Genomic DNA, 18292 nt, shown 5'->3' on the forward strand with positions numbered 1-18292 from the left:
GGAAAAGGCGGCCTGCGGGCCGCCTTTTTTGTGTCTGCTATACATATCAGGCTGGTGATCAGACTTACTGGCAATCATCCTCAAGCAGAGGAAAATTGCCAGCCGGCGCTGCGTTAGCCGAATTACTGCTGATCAATTGCGACCGAAATCGTCTTGTAACCGAACAATATCGTCCTCACCCAGATAGGCCCCGGTTTGAATTTCGATCAATTCGAGATCGATCTTGCCCGGGTTATTAAGCCTGTGTGTCGCGCCGATGGGGATATAGACTGATTCATTCTCGCTCAGCAGCTTCACCGTGTCATCCACCGTCACTTCAGCCGATCCGCGTACGATGATCCAGTGTTCAGCCCGGTGATGATGTTTTTGCAGCGAAAGCTGCTTGCCCGGCTTCACGAAAATACGCTTGGCCTGAAAACGCTCCCCCTTCACGATGGAAGTGTACCCACCCCATGGCCGGTAAATAGTCGGATGTTCGCGGGCCAGAGCCTCGGTCTCGCGGTCTGCCTTCAGCTGTTTGACGATTTGCCCGACATTCTGGCTGCTCTTGAGTGAGCCCACGTAAACTGCATCTTCGCTGACGATCACGGCCTTATCCTGCACATCCTGCAAGGCCACATGCATATCGCGCGAAATAACCAGCGAATTGCTGCTGTTCAGCACGGTAGCGTTGCCGGATATGACATTGCCATCCGCATCCTTTTCACCATCCTTCCAGATGGCGTCCCAGCTGCCCAGATCGGACCAGGCAAAGGAGGAGGCAACGACCGCCGCCGCCGATGTTTTTTCCATCACGGCATAATCGATCGAGATATCAGGACATTGGGCAAAGATATCCGCATCCAGCCGCGTGAAATCGAGTGCAGGGTCATTCTGCACCTGCTCAAACGCATGACGCGCATGTTTGATCACATCCGGCGCGTGTTGCTCCAATTCGGCAATCAGAGGTGTCACGGGGAACATGAACATGCCTGAATTCCACGTGAAACGACCAGTCTCGATCATTTTCTGCGCATTTTCACGGTCGGGCTTTTCGACAAAGCGAACGACAGCCGCAGCACCGCCGGGAAGCTCGTCCCCAGCTTCGACATAGCCATAGCCCGTGGCGGGTTCGCTCGGTTCAATACCAAAGGCCACCAGCTTGCCCTCCCGCGCTGTCGCAGCGGCACGGTCGATACAGGCGTAGAATGTCTCATCTGCCTCAATCTCGTGGTCAGATGCGAGCACCTGCATCACCGCGTCGGGCCCAAAACGTTCCTTGATCAAGACAGCGGCCGCCGCGATCGCCGGTGCCGTGTTACGCGCCACTGGCTCGAGCAGGATGGAGGATAGCGCGATATCCAGTTCCCGTGCCTGTTCAGCCACCAGGAAGCGGAAATCCTCATTGGTGAGAATGATCGGCGCCGTATAGCGCGAGCTGTCCTGCACGCGCTGCAGCGCCTTCTGGAACAGAGTTTCATCCTCCAGAAAGCGGATGAACTGCTTGGGCGCACTGGAACGGGATAAGGGCCACAGCCTGGTGCCCTTGCCGCCCGCCATAATGACCGGGACGATTTTGTCCGACACGTACATTCCCCCTCAGGATCTTACATTCAACAGGGGTATACGTTGCCCTAGGGCGATCCCCTATTCCAGAGCAAATGTGCTGCAATGCAAAAAGAAGCATTTTTAAGGCCGGTTGCCATAGAAAACCCCCGCGGCAGGGGGGCTGCCACGGGGGTTACGCCGATTGCGAGTGCAACCGATGTTCTGTCAGGCGATTATTCGATATTTCGCCCGGCTTCGCTATTGAACCACAGCGCCGCCAATGTGCCCAAGGCGCCGGAAAGCAGATAGACACCCGCTGCCGGCAGACCGAATGAACTGGCCAGTGACAGGGCCACGAGCGGCGCAAAACCAGCCCCGAAGAGCCATGCCAGATCCGACGTCAGGGCCGATGCCGTATAGCGAAGCCGCTGCGGGAAGGTTGACGAAAGCGCGCCGGAACATTGCCCGAAGGACAGACCCAGCAGCGCGAAGCCGAGAAACATGAAGACCATTTCGCCCAATATTCCGCCATTGAGCAGAATCGGGGCAAAGCCGCTGAAAGCCGCGATAGCCGCCGCGCAATAGCCGAGCACCTTGCGCCGTCCGATTCGGTCCGCCAGCGCGCCCGAAATCACGATCGCCACGACCCCCACAGCCGCAGCGGCAGCTTCAATTGCCAGAAACAGTGTCGTCTTTTCCTGTGTGTAGAGCACCACCCAGCTGAGCGGGAACACGGTAACCATGTGAAACAAGGCGAAACTTGCCAGAGGCGCGAATGCCCCCGCGACAATCCGCGAGCCGCTTTCCCGCACAACTTCACTGGCTGACGCCGGTTTCAGTTCGCGCTGTTCGAAAAGCGTTTGATATTCAGGCGTCACCACAATCCGCAGCCGGGCGAACAGGGCCACGACGTTGATCGCAAAAGCCACGAAGAATGGATAGCGCCAGCCCCAATCAAGAAAATCGGGCGTGGGCAAAGCAGCGATCAGGAACCAGAACAGCAGGCTGGCCACAATCAGGCCCAGCGGTGCGCCCAATTGCGGCACCATCGCGTACCACCCACGGCGATTCTCCGGCACATTGAGCGCGAGCAGTGAAGCAAGCCCGTCCCATGAACCGCCGAGTGCCACGCCTTGCCCCATACGGAATAGCGCCAGCAATGCGACCGACCACATGCCGATTGTCTCATACCCCGGCAGGAAGGCGATTGCCGCGGTCGATCCCCCGAGCAGGAACAGGGCCGTCGTCAGTTTCACACCGCGGCCATAGCGATGATCAATTCCGGTAAAGATCAGCGTGCCGACGGGGCGCGCGATAAACGCCAAAGCAAAAATGCCGAAACTATACAAAGTGCCAGTCAGCGGATCAGCAAAGGGGAAGACGTGGCTTGGAAAAACAAGCACCGCAGCAATGGCAAAGACGAAGAAATCGAAAAATTCCGATGTCCGGCCAATGATCACACCCACCGCGATTTCACCGGGCGCAATAGCGTGCCCGTCTTCGTGAAGCTGGCGTGCGTCCTGTTCGAGGGTCGTACTGGTCATAGGCTCCGGCATTGATAATTCGGGTGTCTGCGCATCGACTCGGCCGCACGTGACGGCAAACCGACTGCTAACGATTTCAAAATCCCCCATGCGCATTGATCTCGATCAAAGGGATTGGACAAAATGCCCTATCGGCGAGTTGAACCGGTGAGCCTAACCGGCGGAACATGACTTTCGCACCCGCTTCCAACCCTCTGCTGCCCCGCCTGGGCCTCCCCCTAGCCCTTCCCCCCCTCCTGGGCGGGTGCAGCAGTCTGGTCGTACTCAGCCCGGCCGGCGATGTCGCGCAGCAGCAAGGCAATCTGGTGCTGATGTCCACCTTGCTGATGCTGGTCATTATCGTGCCTGTCCTGGCGCTGACCGTCTTGTTCGCTTGGAAATACCGGGCCGCGAACAAGGAAGCGCGTTACGATCCCGATTGGGATCACTCCACCCAGCTGGAACTGGTGATCTGGGCGGCTCCTTTGTTGATCATTATCTGCCTCGGCGCGCTGACTTGGGTCGGCACGCATATGCTCGATCCGTACCGGCCGCTGGGCAAGAATGCGCCCGCCGAATCCGCGATTGCGCAGGCCAAGCCGCTGGAAGTCGAAGTGGTTGCGCTCGATTGGAAGTGGCTGTTCATCTATCCCGAAGAAGGCATCGCCACGGTCAATGAATTCGCCGCCCCGGTGGGACGGCCGATCAATTTCAAGATCTCGGCCAGTTCGGTGATGAACAGCTTCTATATCCCGGCGCTTGCCGGTCAGATCTATGCCATGCCCGGCATGGAGACCAAGCTGCACGCGGTTTTTGATGAAACCGGCGAATATACCGGTTTCTCTTCCAATTATAGCGGCGCCGGTTTTTCCAAGATGCGTTTTGCTGCGAACAGCTTGCCCGAAGATGAATTTGAAGCCTGGGTCGCCAAGGCGAAGGCCGGTGGAGGCAATCTAGACCGCGCGACCTATCTGGAACTGGAAAAGCCCAGCGAAGGGGACCCGGCCAAAACCTACGCCACGGTCGATCCCGAATTGTACAATGCGATCATGAATATGTGCGTCGAACCCGGCAAGATGTGCATGCATGATATCATGATGGTGGATGCGAAAGGCGGCGCTGGCGAAGAAAGCATCGGCCAGACCGACCATCTGCTTTACGATAAATACGCGGCTCGCGGCACACAGGCAGGACCCGCCCACACGCCCGAAACGACCGAGGACAGTGCCCCGCACAGTCCCGCTCATAATGAGCGCCCCCAATCCCATTCCACGCATTGACAGGCCCACGCTTTGATCGGCCCAAGCATTGACAGGCAACGCCATGCACGCACCCATTCCTGAAACCTACAGCCCGATTTTCGGCAAGCTGTCGCTCGATGCGCTTCCGCTGCACGAACCTATTCTGGTTGCGACATTTGCGGTGGTCGCTCTGGGCGGCATTGCGGTGCTCGCGCTGCTGACGAAATTCCGCCTCTGGGGCTATTTGTGGAAAGAATGGTTCACCAGCGTGGATCACAAGAAGATCGGGATCATGTATATGATCCTCGGTCTGGTCATGTTTTTGCGCGGCTTTGCCGATGCGGTCATGATGCGGTTGCAACAGGCCATGGCCTTTGGCGGATCGGAAGGCTATCTGCCCGCCCATCATTATGATCAGATCTTCACCGCGCATGGTGTAATCATGATCTTCTTCGTCGCGATGCCTTTCATCACCGGCTTCATGAACTTCATTGTGCCGCTGCAGATCGGCGCTCGTGACGTGTCCTTCCCTTTCCTGAACAATTTCAGCTTCTGGATGACCACATCCGGCGCGATATTGTGCATGACATCGCTGTTCGTGGGTGAATTCGCGCAGACAGGCTGGCTGGCTTACCCACCTTTGTCCGGCATCGCCTACAGTCCCAATGTTGGCGTCGATTATTACATATGGTCGCTGCAGATTGCGGGCGTGGGGACGACCTTATCCGGCATCAACCTGGTCTGCACGATTCTGAAGATGCGGGCGCCAGGCATGACGCTGATGAAAATGCCGGTTTTCACCTGGACCTCGCTTTGCGCCAATATTCTGATCGTGGCGTCCTTCCCCGTCCTGACGGCGGTTCTGGTCCTGCTGGGGCTCGATCGCTACGCCTTCACGAATTTCTTCACCAATGATTTTGGCGGCAACGCCATGATGTATGTGAACCTGATCTGGATCTGGGGTCACCCGGAAGTGTATATCCTGATCCTGCCGCTCTTCGGCGTCTTTTCCGAAGTCACGTCCACCTTCTCGGGCAAGCGGCTGTTTGGCTATACATCCATGGTCTATGCCACGATCTGCATCACCATCCTGTCCTATCTCGTCTGGCTGCACCACTTCTTCACCATGGGGTCGGGGGCGAGCGTGAACAGCTTCTTCGGAATCACCACCATGGTGATCTCCATCCCCACCGGGGCGAAGCTCTTCAACTGGCTCTTCACCATGTATCGCGGCCGGATTCGCTTCGAATTGCCGATGATGTGGACCGTTGCCTTCATGATCACTTTCGTCATCGGCGGGATGACCGGCGTGCTGCTGGCCGTGCCACCGGCTGACTTCGTCCTGCACAATTCGCTGTTCCTGATTGCGCATTTCCACAATGTGATCATCGGCGGCGTGCTGTTCGGTGCCTTCGCGGCCATCAACTTCTGGTGGCCCAAGGCCTTCGGCTTCAAGCTCGATACCTTCTGGGGCAAAGTCTCCTTCTGGTGCTGGGTCCCTGGCTTCTATCTGGCCTTCATGCCGCTTTATGTGCTCGGACTGATGGGCGTGACCCGCCGGATGCGCGTATTTGACGATGGCAGTCTGCAGATCTGGTTCATCATTGCCGGGATCGGCGCCGCGGTCATCGCACTGGGCATTGCCGCAATGCTGATCCAGTTCGCCGTTTCCATCTGGCGGCGTGAAGAACTGCGCGATGACACCGGTGATCCGTGGAACGGCCGCACGCTGGAATGGGCCACATCCTCTCCGCCGCCTGAATATAACTTCGCCTTCACGCCGAAAATTCACACATTGGATAGCTGGCATGAAATGAAGGAGCGCGGTTGTGAACGGCCCACATCGGGCTTCAAGGCGATCCACATGCCCCGCAACACCGGGACCGGCGTCATCCTGTCAGCCATCGCGCTGGCGGTTGGTTTCGCCCTGGTATGGCATATCTGGTGGCTTGCCGGTGCCGGTATGCTGGGCCTGATCGCCACGGCCATCACCCACACCTTCAACTATAAACGCGACTACTACATTCCCGCCGAAACCGTGGCGGAGACCGAAGCCGCGCGTACCCGCCAGCTTGCAGCCGCGACCGGAGCCTGAAGCATGAGCACTCGCCCCCTCTCCGCCCCCGATGCTGCCGTCGAATTTTACGATTTCGACGAGCATGATCACCCGGATGGCCACAGCACGATGCTGGGGTTCTGGATCTATCTGATGAGCGATTGCCTCATCTTTGCGATCCTGTTTGCCACCTATGCCGTACTCGGCGGCAACTTTGCCACCGGTCCCGGCCCGCGCGATCTCTTCGAATTGCCGCTGGTGGCGCTGAATACTGCCATGTTGCTGTTTTCATCAATCACCTATGGCTTTGCCATGTTGAGCATGCAGAAAAACTGGGTTGGCAAAACCCAGTTCTGGCTGGCCGTGACCGGCTTGTTCGGGGCCTGCTTCCTGGCAATCGAACTGTATGAATTCAGCCACCTGATCCATATTGGCGCAACGCCGCAGCGTTCAGGCTTTCTGTCGGCTTTTTTCACCCTGGTCGGCACGCATGGCCTGCATGTGACCTTCGGTATCATCTGGCTGGTCACCTTGATGATTCAGGTTAGCCGCAAGGGGCTGATTCAGGCGAATAAGCGCCGGTTGATGTGCCTCAGCCTGTTCTGGCACTTTCTTGACGTCATCTGGATCGGCGTCTTCACCTTTGTCTATCTGATGGGAATGCTGCGATGAGCGATCACAGCCACGAAACCACGCATGAATCCGGCGAAGCGCACGGGTCGATGCGCGATTATGTCATCGGCTTCGTCCTGTCGGTCATCCTGACGGCAATCCCGTTCTGGCTGGTAATGGCGCGCCCTCTGGAAGGCGGGATTACTGCTGCGCTGATCGTCATTTTCGCCGCCGTGCAGATGGTGGTTCACATGATCTACTTCCTGCATATGAGCCCGAAATCAGAAGATGGCTGGACCCTGACCTCGTTGATCTTCACGCTGATAATCGTCACGATCATGCTGGCCGGGTCCCTGTGGGTCATGTATCACCTCAACACCAATATGATGCCGATGCCGGATATGTCCCAATTGCCATGAATGCCGCCAGCACGTCGCGCAGCCTTGGCTCGCGCGTCCTGTTGGCAGGCCTTGCCCTGTTGTTTGCTGCCGGTTTCGCAGCATTGGCGCTGTGGCAGATTGATCGGCGGGAATGGAAACATGATCTGATTGACCGGGTGGAGAGCCGCATCCACGCAGCGCCCGCCCCGGCCCCTGATCCCTCCCGATGGGGTACGCTTACTGAAGATAGCGCCGCCTATCGCCATATTCGGCTGACCGGGCATTATCAGGCCGGGCAGGACACGCTGGTCCGCGCCGTCAGCGATCTGGGCGCTGGCTATTGGGTGATGACGCCATTTGAAACAGGCACCTACACCGTACTGATCAATCGCGGCTTCGTGTCGCAGGAACAGGCTGGCAATTATGCGCCCCCGCCACCGGCGCGAAGGGAAATCACCGGATTGTTGCGCATAAGCCAACCCAATGGCGGTTTCCTGCGCGATAATGATCCGCCATCCGACCGCTGGTTTTCCCGTGATGTCCAGGCCATCGCGCAGCGCCGTGATCTGGAGCGTACAGCACCCTATTTCCTCGATCTTGACGCCTCATCGCCGGAACCGCTCCAGATGGATGTCGGCACAGGATCATCAGAGGAGGCGTCAGCGCCTGTTGCTGGGCTGACCCGCGTTAACTTCCCCGACAACCATCTGGTCTATGCTGTCACCTGGGCAGCGCTTATGCTGTTTTCCATATGGGCCGCGTGGACATTCTGGTCGGCGAAAAAACATGAATGACACGGTGATTACATCGGCGGCAAAACCGGAAAGCGATGCCGGCTGGCGCAATATGCAATTGCTCATCCAGCTACGCTGGACGGCAGTTTTTGGACAGCTCGTCACCATCGGGGTGGTTATTGGTGTCTTGGGCATATCGCTGCCCCTGTGGCCCTTGTTGGTGGTGCCGGTCATGCTGGCCGCAATCAATCTCATCAGCTCTGTGCTGCTGCGCCACTTCCGGGTCGTCAGCAATTTCGAACTGACCGTTGCGCTGCTGGTGGATGTCGTGGCGTTGGGCTGGCAATTGCACCATAGTGGCGGCGCAGCGAACCCTTTTGCGTCCCTGTTCCTGTTGCAGGTTGTGATCGGCGCGATCATTCTCAAACCAAAATCATCATGGATTGTGGTGGCGACTGCGCTGGTGGCGCTGGCCGCAATCAATGTGAATGAAGAACCGCTGATCCTCCCTGCACCGCATAACGACGCCCCAATGCGGCTCTATCTGCTCGGCAGCTTTGTCAGCTTCACCCTTATTGCCATTCTGCTGACCGTTTTCCTCACCCGTATGAGCCGCAATTTGCGGGAGCGCGATGCCGCACTGGCCGCCATCCGGCAGCGCGCGGCTGAAGAAGATCACATTGTTCGCATGGGTCTGCTCGCCTCTGGCGCAGCGCATGAACTCGGCACGCCCTTATCGTTGATGTCGGTGCTGATCGGCGACTGGAAACGCTTGCCCCAGCTGGCCGGAGATCGTGAAATTCACGAGGATATTGAAGAGATGGACAATGCAGTGAAACGCTGCAAAACCATCGTCAGCAATATTCTGATGTCCGCCGGAGAGGCCCGAGGCGAGGCCCCCCGCGTTACAACTTTACGCAACTTCATCGAGGATATCGTGGCGGAATGGCGGCTTATCCGGCGCGCCGACACCTTCGAATACCATGATGATCTGGGCAGCGAATTGACGATCGTGGCCGATCCGGCGCTGCGCCAGGTCATCGGCAATATCATCGATAATGCCGCAGAAGCTTCGCCCGGTTGGATCAGCATCAGCGCCCGCAAGGACGAGACCATGCTCTATCTGACGGTGGAGGATCGCGGTCCCGGCTTTTCAGAGGAAATATTGGCCAGCTTTGGTCATCCATACCGATCGACCAAAGGCAAACCCGGCGGCGGCCTGGGTCTGTTTCTGCTGGTAAATGTGTTACGCAAGATGGGTGGTCAGGCGCAGGCGGAAAACCGCGAGCAAGGCGGTGCCCGGGTGTTTATGGAATTGCCGCTGAAAGCGCTCGCCTATGAACGGAGAAAAACCGAGTGACGCAGGAAAATGCAGAAAGCGGACTGCTGGCCATCATTGAGGATGATGCAGCGTTTGCCCGCACATTAATCCGTTCCTTCGAACGCCGTGGTTACAGCACGATTCACGCCCGTAGCCATGACGAACTGACCGATCTGCTGCGGCAGTATCAGCCGGATTTTGCGGTGGTGGATCTCAAGCTGGAATCCTCCTCCGGCCTCTCTTGTGTCGAGGCGCTCCGCGATTCTGACGAAACCATGAAAATCGTGGTGCTGACGGGCTATGCCAGCATCGCCACAGCGGTTGAGGCCATCAAGCTGGGGGCAAATTATTATCTCGCCAAACCTTCCAATACGGATGACATAGAGGCCGCATTCTCGCGTAAGGAAGGCGATGCCAATATCGAACTCGATGGCCGGCAATCATCGCTCAAGACTCTGGAATGGGAACATATTCACCAGACTCTGATCGAAAACGACTTCAATATATCGCAGACCGCGCGGCGCCTGGGCATGCACCGCCGCACTTTGGCTCGTAAACTGGAAAAGCGGCAAATCCGCTAAGGATCAATCCGACCCGAAAAGATCGCGGGTGAAGACCTTGTCGACCACATCCCGAATATCATCGGTCACGCGATTGGCGACGATCACGTCGGACTGTTCTTTGAACGCTGCCAGATCATTCACCACCGGTGAATTGAAGAAATCTTCGGTTTCCAGCACGGGTTCATAGACAATCACCCGGATTCCTTTGCCCTTTACCCGCTTCATGATCCCCTGAATCGAAGACTCACGAAAATTGTCCGAGCCCGCTTTCATCACCAAACGATAAACACCCACTGTTTGCGGGTTCCGGGCGATGATGCGTTCGGCAATAAAATCCTTCCGCGTGGAATTGGCATCCACAATGGCGCGGATCAGATTTTGCGGCACCTCGGAATAATTGGCCAGCAACTGCTTCGTATCCTTCGGCAGGCAATAGCCGCCATAGCCAAAGGAGGGATTATTATAATGGTCGCCAATCCGCGGATCGAGCCCCACACCATCCACGATCTGCCGCGTATCCATCCCATGCGCCATGGCATAGCTGTCGAGCTCGTTGAAAAATGCAACCCGCATGGCGAGATATGTGTTGGCGAACAGTTTGATCGCCTCTGCCTCTGATGGATTGGTGAACAGCACCGGAACGTCGGTTTCCAGCGATCCATCCAGCAGCAATTGCGCAAAACGTTCAGCCCGCTCCGAACGCTCCCCCACAATGATGCGGGAGGGATGGAGATTGTCGTAAAGCGCACGTCCTTCGCGCAGGAACTCGGGCGAAAACAGCATTTGCTGTGTGCGCATTTCGCTGCGGATTCCCTCGATATAGCCAACCGGGATGGTGGACTTCACGACAATGGTCGCTTCCAGATTGACCGCCATCACCGCGCGGATCACGTGTTCCACAGACGACGTATCGAAGGAATTGGTGTCGCTGTCATAATTGGTCGGGGTGGCCACGATCACGAAATCGGCATCGGCATAGGCCGCCACGGGATCAGTCGTTGCAGTCAGGTCTAGCTGTTTATTGGCGAGATAATCCTCGATCTCCGCATCCACGATCGGACTTTCGCCCCGATTGACCATGGCCACGCGTTCTTCGCTGATATCGACGGCAACAACGTTATTTTTCTGTGCCAGAAGTACCGCGTTGGAGAGACCAACATAGCCCAGACCTGCAACCGCAATTTTCATAGATGCCTTAACCCCGGTAATTCTGCGCAAACCCTATTGTGCCGCACTGCAGCAAATAAAGGTAAATTCTTTTCATGTATCGCCAGCGCGTTAAGTGCGCCGCATATTTATCAGCCAAAGTCATCCCGCTCAGGTCGCTGGAATGGTCCCGGTCATCAACAAGGCCAGCAATCCCAGCCCCGCCACGATCCGATAGATAACAAAAGGGAGGTAATTCCTGGTCGAAACGATTTTCAGAAAGGCGACGATCACCCAATAGCCAACCACAAAGGCGATGGCAGTCGCCAAGGCAGTCGGGCCCGGTCCAATGGGCCCCCAATCATTCCAGCTCTTCGCCAATTGGTAAAAGCCCGATGCAAGCACTGCCGGAATCGCCAGCAGAAAGGAATAACGCGCCGCTGCCTCACGCGTGTAGCCCATGATCAGTCCGGCACTGATTGTCCCGCCCGAGCGGGATACGCCGGGGATGAGGGCCATGGCCTGCGCAAATCCGAAGATGATCCCGTCGCGCCAACTCAGGCTTTTCAGCGGTTTCACCCGCGCGCCCCACTTGTCCGCCGCGCCGAGTACCAGAGCGAACAGGATCAGCATTGTCGCGGTGAGATAGAGATTGCGCAGGCTGGTTTCGATGGCATCCTTGAAGGCGAGGCCCAGAATCGCGATCGGCAATGTCCCGATAATCACCAGCCAGCCCATCCGCACATCCTCGGCATCTTCCGGACGGCGCGCCTTGGTGAAACTGCGAAGCCATGCCATCGCAATGCGCCAGATATCCTTGCGGAAATACAGCAGAACGGCCGCTTCTGTCCCGATTTGCGTGATCGCGGTAAAGGCCGCGCCCGGATCCTGTCCGGAGGGCAAAAACGCCCCAGCAATCCGCAAATGGGCGCTCGAGGAAACCGGCAGAAACTCGGTCAGCCCTTGTACCAGACCCAATATAGCCGCCTCAAACCACTGCCCGCTTGATGAAATCATCGAAATTGCCATTCCTGCTAAGGCCTTATTCCTTGGCCAGTGCTGCGCCGCGCCATGATTAGACAGGCTGCCGCTACGTAGCAACCGCAAAGCCAGATGCCCTTATTTCCCTTCCACGCCCACCAGAGACCAGAGAAAGCAAGCATTTGCGCACGGTTGCGATCAGCCGCGGGGTTCAATTCCCTTCGGGCCATCGCTAAATGCATCGCCATGGACACACTCATCGAAATTTCGGCCTGGGCCAGAGACGAAAACTGGATTCAGGCGGCGATTGGGCTCGGACTGCTCATCGGCGCAGCGCTGCTGGCCAATTATGTCGTTAAAAAGGTGATCCTGCGCTTCGCCCTGCGTCTTTTGCCTGAAGAGGGTAAACCGCTGGGGACGATCGCCGGGCGGCTCGCCAATATCATCCCCGCCCTGATCATCACGGGCGGGATACAGGCTGTGCCGCATCTTCCCGATGAACCGGTCGCACTGGTCGAAAATCTGGCCGCGGCCTTTGTGATCCTCACTCTGGCCCTCGCCATAAGCAAGGCTCTTGATCTGATAAACCAGATCTACGCCCGCCGGCCCGATGCGCATACACGGCCAATCAAGGGCTATCTGCAGCTGCTGAAGATTCTGGTCTTTGTCGCAGCAGGCATCCTGATGATTGCCGCATTGATGCAGCAATCGCCGCTGCTGCTGCTTTCCGGTCTGGGCGCAATGGCCGCCGTTGTCATGTTGGTGTTCAAAGACACGATCCTGTCACTGGTGGCTTCGGTTCAGCTTACTTCCAACGATATGCTGCGCGTAGGTGACTGGATCGAAATGCCGCAACTGAATGCGGATGGCGATGTGATCGATATCGCCCTGCACACCGTCAAAGTGCAGAATTGGGACAAGACGATCACCACAATCCCGACGCATCGGCTGATTTCGGAAAGTTTCCGCAACTGGCGCGGAATGCAGGATTCTGGTGGCCGGCGGATCAAGCGCTCGCTCAATATCGACAAGAACACCATCCGCTTCCACACGGAGGATGAAATTGCCGCGCTGAAGCGCTTCGAATTGCTGGACCGCTATTTCGACCGCAAGCAACAGGAACTTGACCAGTGGAACAGCGCCCATGGAACAGCCGATCCGGTCAATATGCGCCGGATGACCAATATCGGCACGTTTCGCGCCTATGTGGTCGCCTATTTACAGGCGAATAATCAGGTCTGGGAAGATATGACGCTGATGGTCCGTCAATTGCAACCCACGCCGCAGGGCCTGCCGTTGGAAGTCTATTGCTTCGCCCGCACCACGGCATGGGAAAGCTACGAAGCGATTCAGGCGGATATTTTCGACCATCTGCTAGCCATATTGCCCGAATTCGGACTGCGCCTTTTCCAGGAACCGAGCGGTCAGGATATGCGTCAACTCGGCGCCTTCAGGCAGACCGAAACTATACCCGGCCAGAGCGGCACCTAATGAACCGGTGGATCGGTCCGCGGAACATGACCCGCGGGCGCCACCGGATCACCCGGATCGCGCGGCGGCCGGGCATCTTCCGGCACATCGGCAATCATCATGGCATCGCTCTTTAAATGTTCGAGGTTGCGCACGCGCACCGTCAGATTTTCACCATCCCAGGCCAATTCATTAAAGCTTGGCGGGGTGGAGCGCAGACGCTGGGACAGCGTGCCTGCGCCGATCATGCGCACCGGCCCGGCATCGGTGCGCTGCACCAGATCAAAGGCATCATGAACATGGCCCGATAATACGGCGAGTACGCCGCGCCGGGCGAGTTCTGTCAGCGCCTTCTGTCCGCCATGGGTCAACGCCGTACCCTTCGTGCCCACTTCCACCAGCGGATGGTGAACTGCGACCAGCGCGCGCGTTCCAGTCGGCAGATTGTCGAGTGTCGTCAGGCATTTGCGCAAGGCACGGTCGGTCACCCAGCCCTTTGACCAATTGAGGCGCGGCTGTGCGGGGACCGCCGTTTTCAAAGGAACGATGGCAAGGCCCGGCAAATCGATTTCACGTTCCACCAGCTCTTCAATCGCATGGAAGCGCTTATAAGGTGTGACGAAGCGTTCAAACAGGTTGAAATAGGGCATGTCGTGATTGCCGACTTCGACCGTGACTGGCGCATCGAGACTGCGAATCCAGCGGCAGGCCGCCGAAAATTCGCGGTGCCGGGCCCGCATGGTCAGGTCACCCGTAATCGCCACCGCATGCGGTTTGCGCTGCGCCACTTCCTTGCGGACCCAATCCAGTGCGCGATTGTCCTCCAGCCCGAAATGGATATCGCTGAGATGAAAAAGAAGCCGCGTTTCAGTCATTAAATTCTGTCGCCATCAAGTCCACGCCGCATTCCACCAATCGCAATTCCTCATCCGCTGCGCCTGATCGGGGCTCACCATCCACCAACATATCGATCGGCCCGCCATCCATGGATCCTGCGGTAACTGCGGCATATTGCCCCAGATTATCATGCGGTCCTTCGCGAAAATTCTGTTTCAGCAGGGCGAGCCCTTGTCCCAGATAATCGCGCGGTGTCTCGGCATGATAGGCAGCCACTTCGATCCCGCTATCATATGGCGTGAACATCAGCAGCGGATATCCCTGAGGACGGCCAAGCGGCGGATCGGAGCAGCGCACCATCGGCGCCGAAAGGCTGGTTTCGACAGCTTCAGCCACACCATCGGCCATCGCCTTGATATTGGCATCACGCATCGCCTCACGCACTTCATTCCATGCCGTCGCGGGCCCCATCAGCAAGCCAGCCAGCGCGTCACCGCCCTGAGAGCGCACGACGCCGGGGCGCAGTTTTTTTGCCTGCCCGTTAATCACAGCATCGAGCACCTCTGCGATTGTCCGGTCACCATGCAGCCGATGATAAAGCAGGTTCATCGTACCCCCGGGCAGAACCAGGACGGAACCCTCCCACCCATACAGGCCCGTAACCAGAGCATTAATGGTGCCATCGCCGGTAAAAACGGCCACCATCGGAATGCTGGCGGCATCCAGATCGGCGCCCGTGGGCAGATCTTCATCCGGAAAACAAATCACACGTTCGATCGAGAAGCCGGCCTTCGCGCAGCATTCTTCCAGACTCTCAAGTTCCGGATCGGTGTTGCTGCCGCTGGCCGAATTCACCACCAGCCAGATTGCCCCTGCGTTCTTCATGTCAATTAATCGCTTCAGCCCGTCTGCAAGTTCCCATTTAGATCCGCCGGGTTAGAATAAGCCAGGCAGAAAAGGCGTTCACTACGCTATAGGCGAAATAGGCCCAGCCCCAGGCTGGATATCCATTGGCTGCCAGCAGCAAAGCGCCGAGCAGAACGAGAAACTCTGCGACCAGACTGATCCGGCCGCCCAGCATATGCACAAACCACGGGACCTCCCCAAGCAGTGGGTGGCGGCTCTCCAGCACTGCCTTGTGCAGCGCGAAATTGAGCGTTCCGAGGATAAATATGATCAGGACTGCCATTGCCGGGTGATTGTGCCCCGACATTCGTCGATTGCCAATCACCGTTTGCCGATGGTGCCATGTTGTTCGTCGACAGATGTAATCGTTAGTCGGCTCTGGTGTGCTGACGAACGAAACTTGCGCGAAAACACCCCCATCGTTTCGTATTCATTCTCTTGCGCCGCGACGCCATCCAGTCCCGAAACCCGGTGATCGCGGCGCAACCTGACTTAGACGGAGGAGAATTGGACATGAAATCGCATATCGCCCTTATCGCAGGTGCTCTGGCCTCGGTCTGTGCCGCCAGCCCCGCTCTGGCCGCTCAGCCAACCGAACGCGTACCTTATCACGATCTCAATCTGGCAACGCCTGATGGCCAGGCCGAATTGCAGAAGCGGCTCGACAAGGCGACATATCGGGTTTGCCGTTTCGATGAAGATGGTAATCTGAAGACCGCGCAGCAGGAACATGCCTGCTATCGCGAAGCCCGCCAGGAAGCCGCATTGCGCATGGCCAAGGCCGTCAGTGAAAACCGCCTCGGGGGATAATTGACAACCATGCCAGAACCAGCCGGGCGCCCCCATCGAAGAGGGCGCCCTTTTTGTTGTCTGCGTTATTTTTCGATGGGTAGAATTATAGAGCGCAGCCGCGCGTTCAGCGACCAGCCATGGCCTTGACCTTGCGCAGATAGGTCCGCCCGATCCGCAGGTTTTCACCGCTGTCCAGCTCGACGCACCAGACCCCCAGCCCTTCATGCTTCAGGCCGCGAATACGGTCGCGCCGCAAGATGGTGGAGCGATGAATGCGGATGAATTGCGCAGGGTCCAGCCCTTTTTCCAGACCGGCAATGGTCTGCAACAACAAGTAGCTTTCTTCCCCGACATGCAACCGGACATAGTCCCGCTCGGCGTCGATACGATCAATCTGGTCGGCATCGAGACGCAGCAATTCGGACCGGTGCGGAACCCAGAACTCGGTGGTCCAGTCGCTGGCCGGAGCATGCCCATCGCTGCCTGACAGGCGCGCAAAGGCACGGCCAATGGCGCGCGTCAGGCGGTCACGTGCCACCGGCTTCAACACATAATCGACCGCTTCCAGATCGAACGCATCGACCGCGAAATCCTCATGCGCTGTAACGAAGATGATCGCGGGCTTCCTGGCTCTGCCAGCCAGTTCTCTGGCGACGGACAGGCCATCCATTTCCGGCATGGTCATATCCAGCAGGATCAGATCCGGTTCCAGCTTTTCAGCCAGACGCAGACAGGCCGCGCCATCGCTGGCCGTGCCGATCACGGTGATGTCGTCCAATTCCGCACAGATGACCTGCATCCGCTCAATCGCCAGCGGCTCATCATCGACAATCAATGTCCGCAAGGGAGCCCCCTGCTCCGCGTCACTCATTCCCCGTCCTTTCCTGACCGATCAACGGTATCCGGATATGGGTGGCATAGCCGCCCTCCACTTTTCCGGACACGATACTGGCTTCCTCGCCAAAGCGTGCCTCAAGCCTTTCACGCACATTGGCGAGTCCGATGCCGTGGCCCTGCTGCGTGCTCTTGTTCTGCCCGTTGCCATCATCCGCAATCGTAATCAGCAAGCGGCCATATTCTTCCCGCGCCGAAAGCGTGATGGTCACCTGGCTGGTGGATGTCGCAACCGCATGTTTCACCGAATTTTCGACCAGGGGTTGCAGAATCATCCCCGGTACACAGGCTTCGGCCACATTGTCGGGCAATTGATAATCGGTTTTCAGGCGCTGAGGAAAGCGGACCGCCTCGATTTCAAGATAGAGCTGCTGCAGCGCAAATTCCTGCCGCAAGGGCACATCCGATGTGGGATCGCCCGCCAGACTGCGGCGGTAAAACACGGAAATGGTCTGGATCATCCGTTCGGCGGCGTCATTTTTGCCCGTCAGCACCAGGGCTGACAGGGAATTGAGCGTGTTGAACAGGAAATGCGGATTGACCTGATAGCGAAGGCTGCGCAGCTCCGCCGCCTTCGCCGCCCGGCGGTAGTCGCCTTCTCGCCGCTCGGCCGCACGCGCCTTTTCCCCGGTCAGCAAGGCCAGATAGAGGGCGCACCATGCCAGCAGCATGAAATAGCGCGCAAAGGACAATTCGGCCAATTGTTGCCAGGCCACTTCCTGTTCGGGTTGCCGGTCGATGGTGATCATCTGCGCGCCGCCGGTTTCGGCACTAGGATCAAGCGTGCCGACATCGGGCCGGGGAACCTCGACCAGCAGATCTCCATGATCATCGCGGCGAAATTTCAGCGCCTGCTTTTCGTTCAGCCGCTCCAGCATCTGTTCCTGCATATCAGCAAAGGCGAGCTGATTGGCCTGCGCCATCAACACCGCCACCGGCAGCGAAAGCAACAATGCTGCGGCGATTTTGGCCCATAATGGCTGGCGATCGAACAATCGCAGAATCAGCCAGAAACCAATGGTTATCAGAATGCCGGCCAGTGATGCCAACGCGCGGCGGCCGAGCAATTCCTGTTCGAAACCGAAATCGAACATTTGCGCGCGCAAAGTCGACAGAATGAAATAGCAGAACCAGAGGCCCACAATCGAAGCGAGCACCATGCGGAAGGATACGTGCCCGCTATCGCTATCCCTGTCAGATTTTCTATCCATCCTGCCTGTAATAGCGGCCAATCCCGCCCGCGCCAGCACGGCAATCGAGCGGGATTGGCCTTTGGTCGAAAAACCCTCCGGGGAAATTAGCCGGAGAA

General features: G+C 57.6%; 18 protein-coding genes. 9 read left to right on the forward strand and 9 right to left on the reverse strand.

The window, feature by feature from the left end:
- Positions 1-132: 132 nt before the first annotated feature.
- Both GRI91_RS07580 and GRI91_RS07585 read right to left on the reverse strand, forming a co-directional pair.
- On the reverse strand, positions 133-1566 hold the full coding sequence (locus GRI91_RS07580) for a mannose-1-phosphate guanylyltransferase/mannose-6-phosphate isomerase (RefSeq protein WP_160736068.1): 1434 nt from the start codon (positions 1564-1566) through the stop codon (positions 133-135).
- A 194-nt stretch (positions 1567-1760) separates the two neighbouring features.
- Positions 1761-3071 carry an MFS transporter gene (locus GRI91_RS07585; protein ID WP_160736069.1) on the reverse strand — a complete coding sequence of 437 codons (1311 nt, stop codon included), beginning with the start codon at positions 3069-3071 and terminating at the stop codon, positions 1761-1763.
- A 167-nt stretch (positions 3072-3238) separates the two neighbouring features.
- On the opposite strand from GRI91_RS07585, the gene cyoA reads away from it, so the two are divergent.
- Genes cyoA through GRI91_RS07620 form a run of 7 tightly spaced genes read left to right on the forward strand, consistent with a single transcriptional unit; the run spans position 3239 to position 9975 of the window.
- Entirely contained in the window at positions 3239-4330 is a 1092-nt protein-coding gene (gene cyoA / locus GRI91_RS07590) for a ubiquinol oxidase subunit II (RefSeq protein ID WP_160736070.1), read from the forward strand.
- 43 nt (positions 4331-4373) lie between these two features.
- Positions 4374-6386 carry a cytochrome o ubiquinol oxidase subunit I gene (gene cyoB, locus GRI91_RS07595; protein ID WP_160736071.1) on the forward strand — a complete coding sequence of 671 codons (2013 nt, stop codon included), beginning with the start codon at positions 4374-4376 and terminating at the stop codon, positions 6384-6386.
- A 3-nt stretch (positions 6387-6389) separates the two neighbouring features.
- The gene (cyoC, locus tag GRI91_RS07600; RefSeq protein ID WP_160736072.1) at positions 6390-7019 is read left to right on the forward strand and encodes a cytochrome o ubiquinol oxidase subunit III; all 630 of its coding nucleotides are present in this window, start codon (positions 6390-6392) and stop codon (positions 7017-7019) included.
- Positions 7016-7378, forward strand: coding sequence for a cytochrome o ubiquinol oxidase subunit IV (gene cyoD / locus GRI91_RS07605; RefSeq protein WP_160736073.1), 363 nt, complete (start codon positions 7016-7018; stop codon positions 7376-7378). Before cyoC ends, cyoD begins: the two co-directional genes overlap by 4 nt.
- On the forward strand, positions 7375-8133 hold the full coding sequence (locus GRI91_RS07610; protein WP_160736074.1) for an SURF1 family protein: 759 nt from the start codon (positions 7375-7377) through the stop codon (positions 8131-8133). Before cyoD ends, GRI91_RS07610 begins: the two co-directional genes overlap by 4 nt.
- Positions 8126-9433 carry an ATP-binding protein gene (locus GRI91_RS07615; protein ID WP_202385519.1) on the forward strand — a complete coding sequence of 436 codons (1308 nt, stop codon included), beginning with the start codon at positions 8126-8128 and terminating at the stop codon, positions 9431-9433. Before GRI91_RS07610 ends, GRI91_RS07615 begins: the two co-directional genes overlap by 8 nt.
- Positions 9430-9975: a response regulator gene (locus tag GRI91_RS07620; protein ID WP_160736075.1), complete on the forward strand. Its 546-nt coding sequence runs from the start codon at positions 9430-9432 to the stop codon at positions 9973-9975. The genes GRI91_RS07615 and GRI91_RS07620 overlap by 4 nt, the downstream gene beginning before the upstream one ends.
- A gap of 3 nt (positions 9976-9978) precedes the next feature.
- Here the strand turns inward: GRI91_RS07620 and GRI91_RS07625 are convergent, their stop codons facing one another.
- Positions 9979-11145: a nucleotide sugar dehydrogenase gene (locus GRI91_RS07625; protein WP_160736076.1), complete on the reverse strand. Its 1167-nt coding sequence runs from the start codon at positions 11143-11145 to the stop codon at positions 9979-9981.
- Between the two features lie 129 nt (positions 11146-11274).
- Positions 11275-12120, reverse strand: coding sequence for an undecaprenyl-diphosphate phosphatase (locus tag GRI91_RS07630; RefSeq protein WP_160736077.1), 846 nt, complete (start codon positions 12118-12120; stop codon positions 11275-11277).
- Between the two features lie 210 nt (positions 12121-12330).
- On the opposite strand from GRI91_RS07630, the gene GRI91_RS07635 reads away from it, so the two are divergent.
- Complete coding sequence (locus GRI91_RS07635) at positions 12331-13575, forward strand: mechanosensitive ion channel family protein (protein WP_160736078.1); 1245 nt, start codon at positions 12331-12333, stop codon at positions 13573-13575.
- Here GRI91_RS07635 and GRI91_RS07640 read toward each other — a convergent pair.
- Genes GRI91_RS07640 through GRI91_RS07650 form a run of 3 tightly spaced genes read right to left on the reverse strand, consistent with a single transcriptional unit; the run spans position 13572 to position 15604 of the window.
- Complete coding sequence (locus GRI91_RS07640; RefSeq protein ID WP_160736079.1) at positions 13572-14429, reverse strand: metallophosphoesterase family protein; 858 nt, start codon at positions 14427-14429, stop codon at positions 13572-13574. The two genes, GRI91_RS07635 and GRI91_RS07640, sit on opposite strands and share 4 nt — an antisense overlap.
- Positions 14422-15276 (reverse strand): diacylglycerol kinase family protein, encoded by an 855-nt coding sequence (locus tag GRI91_RS07645; RefSeq protein ID WP_160736080.1) that lies wholly within the window; start codon positions 15274-15276, stop codon positions 14422-14424. Before GRI91_RS07645 ends, GRI91_RS07640 begins: the two co-directional genes overlap by 8 nt.
- Before the next feature lie 37 nt (positions 15277-15313).
- On the reverse strand, positions 15314-15604 hold the full coding sequence (locus GRI91_RS07650) for a hypothetical protein (RefSeq protein WP_237437735.1): 291 nt from the start codon (positions 15602-15604) through the stop codon (positions 15314-15316).
- Positions 15605-15810: 206 nt separating this feature from the next.
- Here GRI91_RS07650 and GRI91_RS07655 point away from each other — a divergent pair, with 206 nt between their 5' ends.
- Positions 15811-16107, forward strand: coding sequence for a UrcA family protein (locus tag GRI91_RS07655; protein ID WP_160736081.1), 297 nt, complete (start codon positions 15811-15813; stop codon positions 16105-16107).
- 106 nt (positions 16108-16213) lie between these two features.
- Here GRI91_RS07655 and GRI91_RS07660 read toward each other — a convergent pair whose 3' ends face one another.
- Both GRI91_RS07660 and GRI91_RS07665 read right to left on the reverse strand, forming a co-directional pair.
- Complete coding sequence (locus GRI91_RS07660; RefSeq protein WP_160736082.1) at positions 16214-16960, reverse strand: LytR/AlgR family response regulator transcription factor; 747 nt, start codon at positions 16958-16960, stop codon at positions 16214-16216.
- Complete coding sequence (locus tag GRI91_RS07665; protein WP_237437736.1) at positions 16953-18194, reverse strand: sensor histidine kinase; 1242 nt, start codon at positions 18192-18194, stop codon at positions 16953-16955. The genes GRI91_RS07660 and GRI91_RS07665 overlap by 8 nt, the downstream gene beginning before the upstream one ends.
- Positions 18195-18292: the final 98 nt, after the last annotated feature.

The sequence above is a fragment of the Altericroceibacterium endophyticum genome, assembly GCF_009827595.1.
Classification (GTDB): domain Bacteria; phylum Pseudomonadota; class Alphaproteobacteria; order Sphingomonadales; family Sphingomonadaceae; genus Altericroceibacterium; species Altericroceibacterium endophyticum.

Excerpts from the sequence above, each read along its gene's own strand:
- GRI91_RS07585 (WP_160736069.1), bottom strand. The coding sequence starts at position 3,071 with ATGACCAGTACGACCCTCGAACAGGACGCACGCCAGCTTCACGAAGAC.
- cyoA (WP_160736070.1), top strand. The coding sequence starts at position 3,239 with ATGACTTTCGCACCCGCTTCCAACCCTCTGCTGCCCCGCCTGGGCCTC.
- cyoB (WP_160736071.1), top strand. The coding sequence starts at position 4,374 with ATGCACGCACCCATTCCTGAAACCTACAGCCCGATTTTCGGCAAGCTG.
- cyoC (WP_160736072.1), top strand. The coding sequence starts at position 6,390 with ATGAGCACTCGCCCCCTCTCCGCCCCCGATGCTGCCGTCGAATTTTAC.
- cyoD (WP_160736073.1), top strand. The coding sequence starts at position 7,016 with ATGAGCGATCACAGCCACGAAACCACGCATGAATCCGGCGAAGCGCAC.
- GRI91_RS07610 (WP_160736074.1), top strand. The coding sequence starts at position 7,375 with ATGAATGCCGCCAGCACGTCGCGCAGCCTTGGCTCGCGCGTCCTGTTG.
- GRI91_RS07615 (WP_202385519.1), top strand. The coding sequence starts at position 8,126 with ATGAATGACACGGTGATTACATCGGCGGCAAAACCGGAAAGCGATGCC.
- GRI91_RS07625 (WP_160736076.1), bottom strand. The coding sequence starts at position 11,145 with ATGAAAATTGCGGTTGCAGGTCTGGGCTATGTTGGTCTCTCCAACGCG.
- GRI91_RS07630 (WP_160736077.1), bottom strand. The coding sequence starts at position 12,120 with ATGATTTCATCAAGCGGGCAGTGGTTTGAGGCGGCTATATTGGGTCTG.
- GRI91_RS07635 (WP_160736078.1), top strand. The coding sequence starts at position 12,331 with ATGGACACACTCATCGAAATTTCGGCCTGGGCCAGAGACGAAAACTGG.
- GRI91_RS07640 (WP_160736079.1), bottom strand. The coding sequence starts at position 14,429 with ATGACTGAAACGCGGCTTCTTTTTCATCTCAGCGATATCCATTTCGGG.
- GRI91_RS07645 (WP_160736080.1), bottom strand. The coding sequence starts at position 15,276 with ATGAAGAACGCAGGGGCAATCTGGCTGGTGGTGAATTCGGCCAGCGGC.
- GRI91_RS07650 (WP_237437735.1), bottom strand. The coding sequence starts at position 15,604 with ATGTCGGGGCACAATCACCCGGCAATGGCAGTCCTGATCATATTTATC.
- GRI91_RS07655 (WP_160736081.1), top strand. The coding sequence starts at position 15,811 with ATGAAATCGCATATCGCCCTTATCGCAGGTGCTCTGGCCTCGGTCTGT.
- GRI91_RS07660 (WP_160736082.1), bottom strand. The coding sequence starts at position 16,960 with ATGAGTGACGCGGAGCAGGGGGCTCCCTTGCGGACATTGATTGTCGAT.
- GRI91_RS07665 (WP_237437736.1), bottom strand. The coding sequence starts at position 18,194 with ATGGATAGAAAATCTGACAGGGATAGCGATAGCGGGCACGTATCCTTC.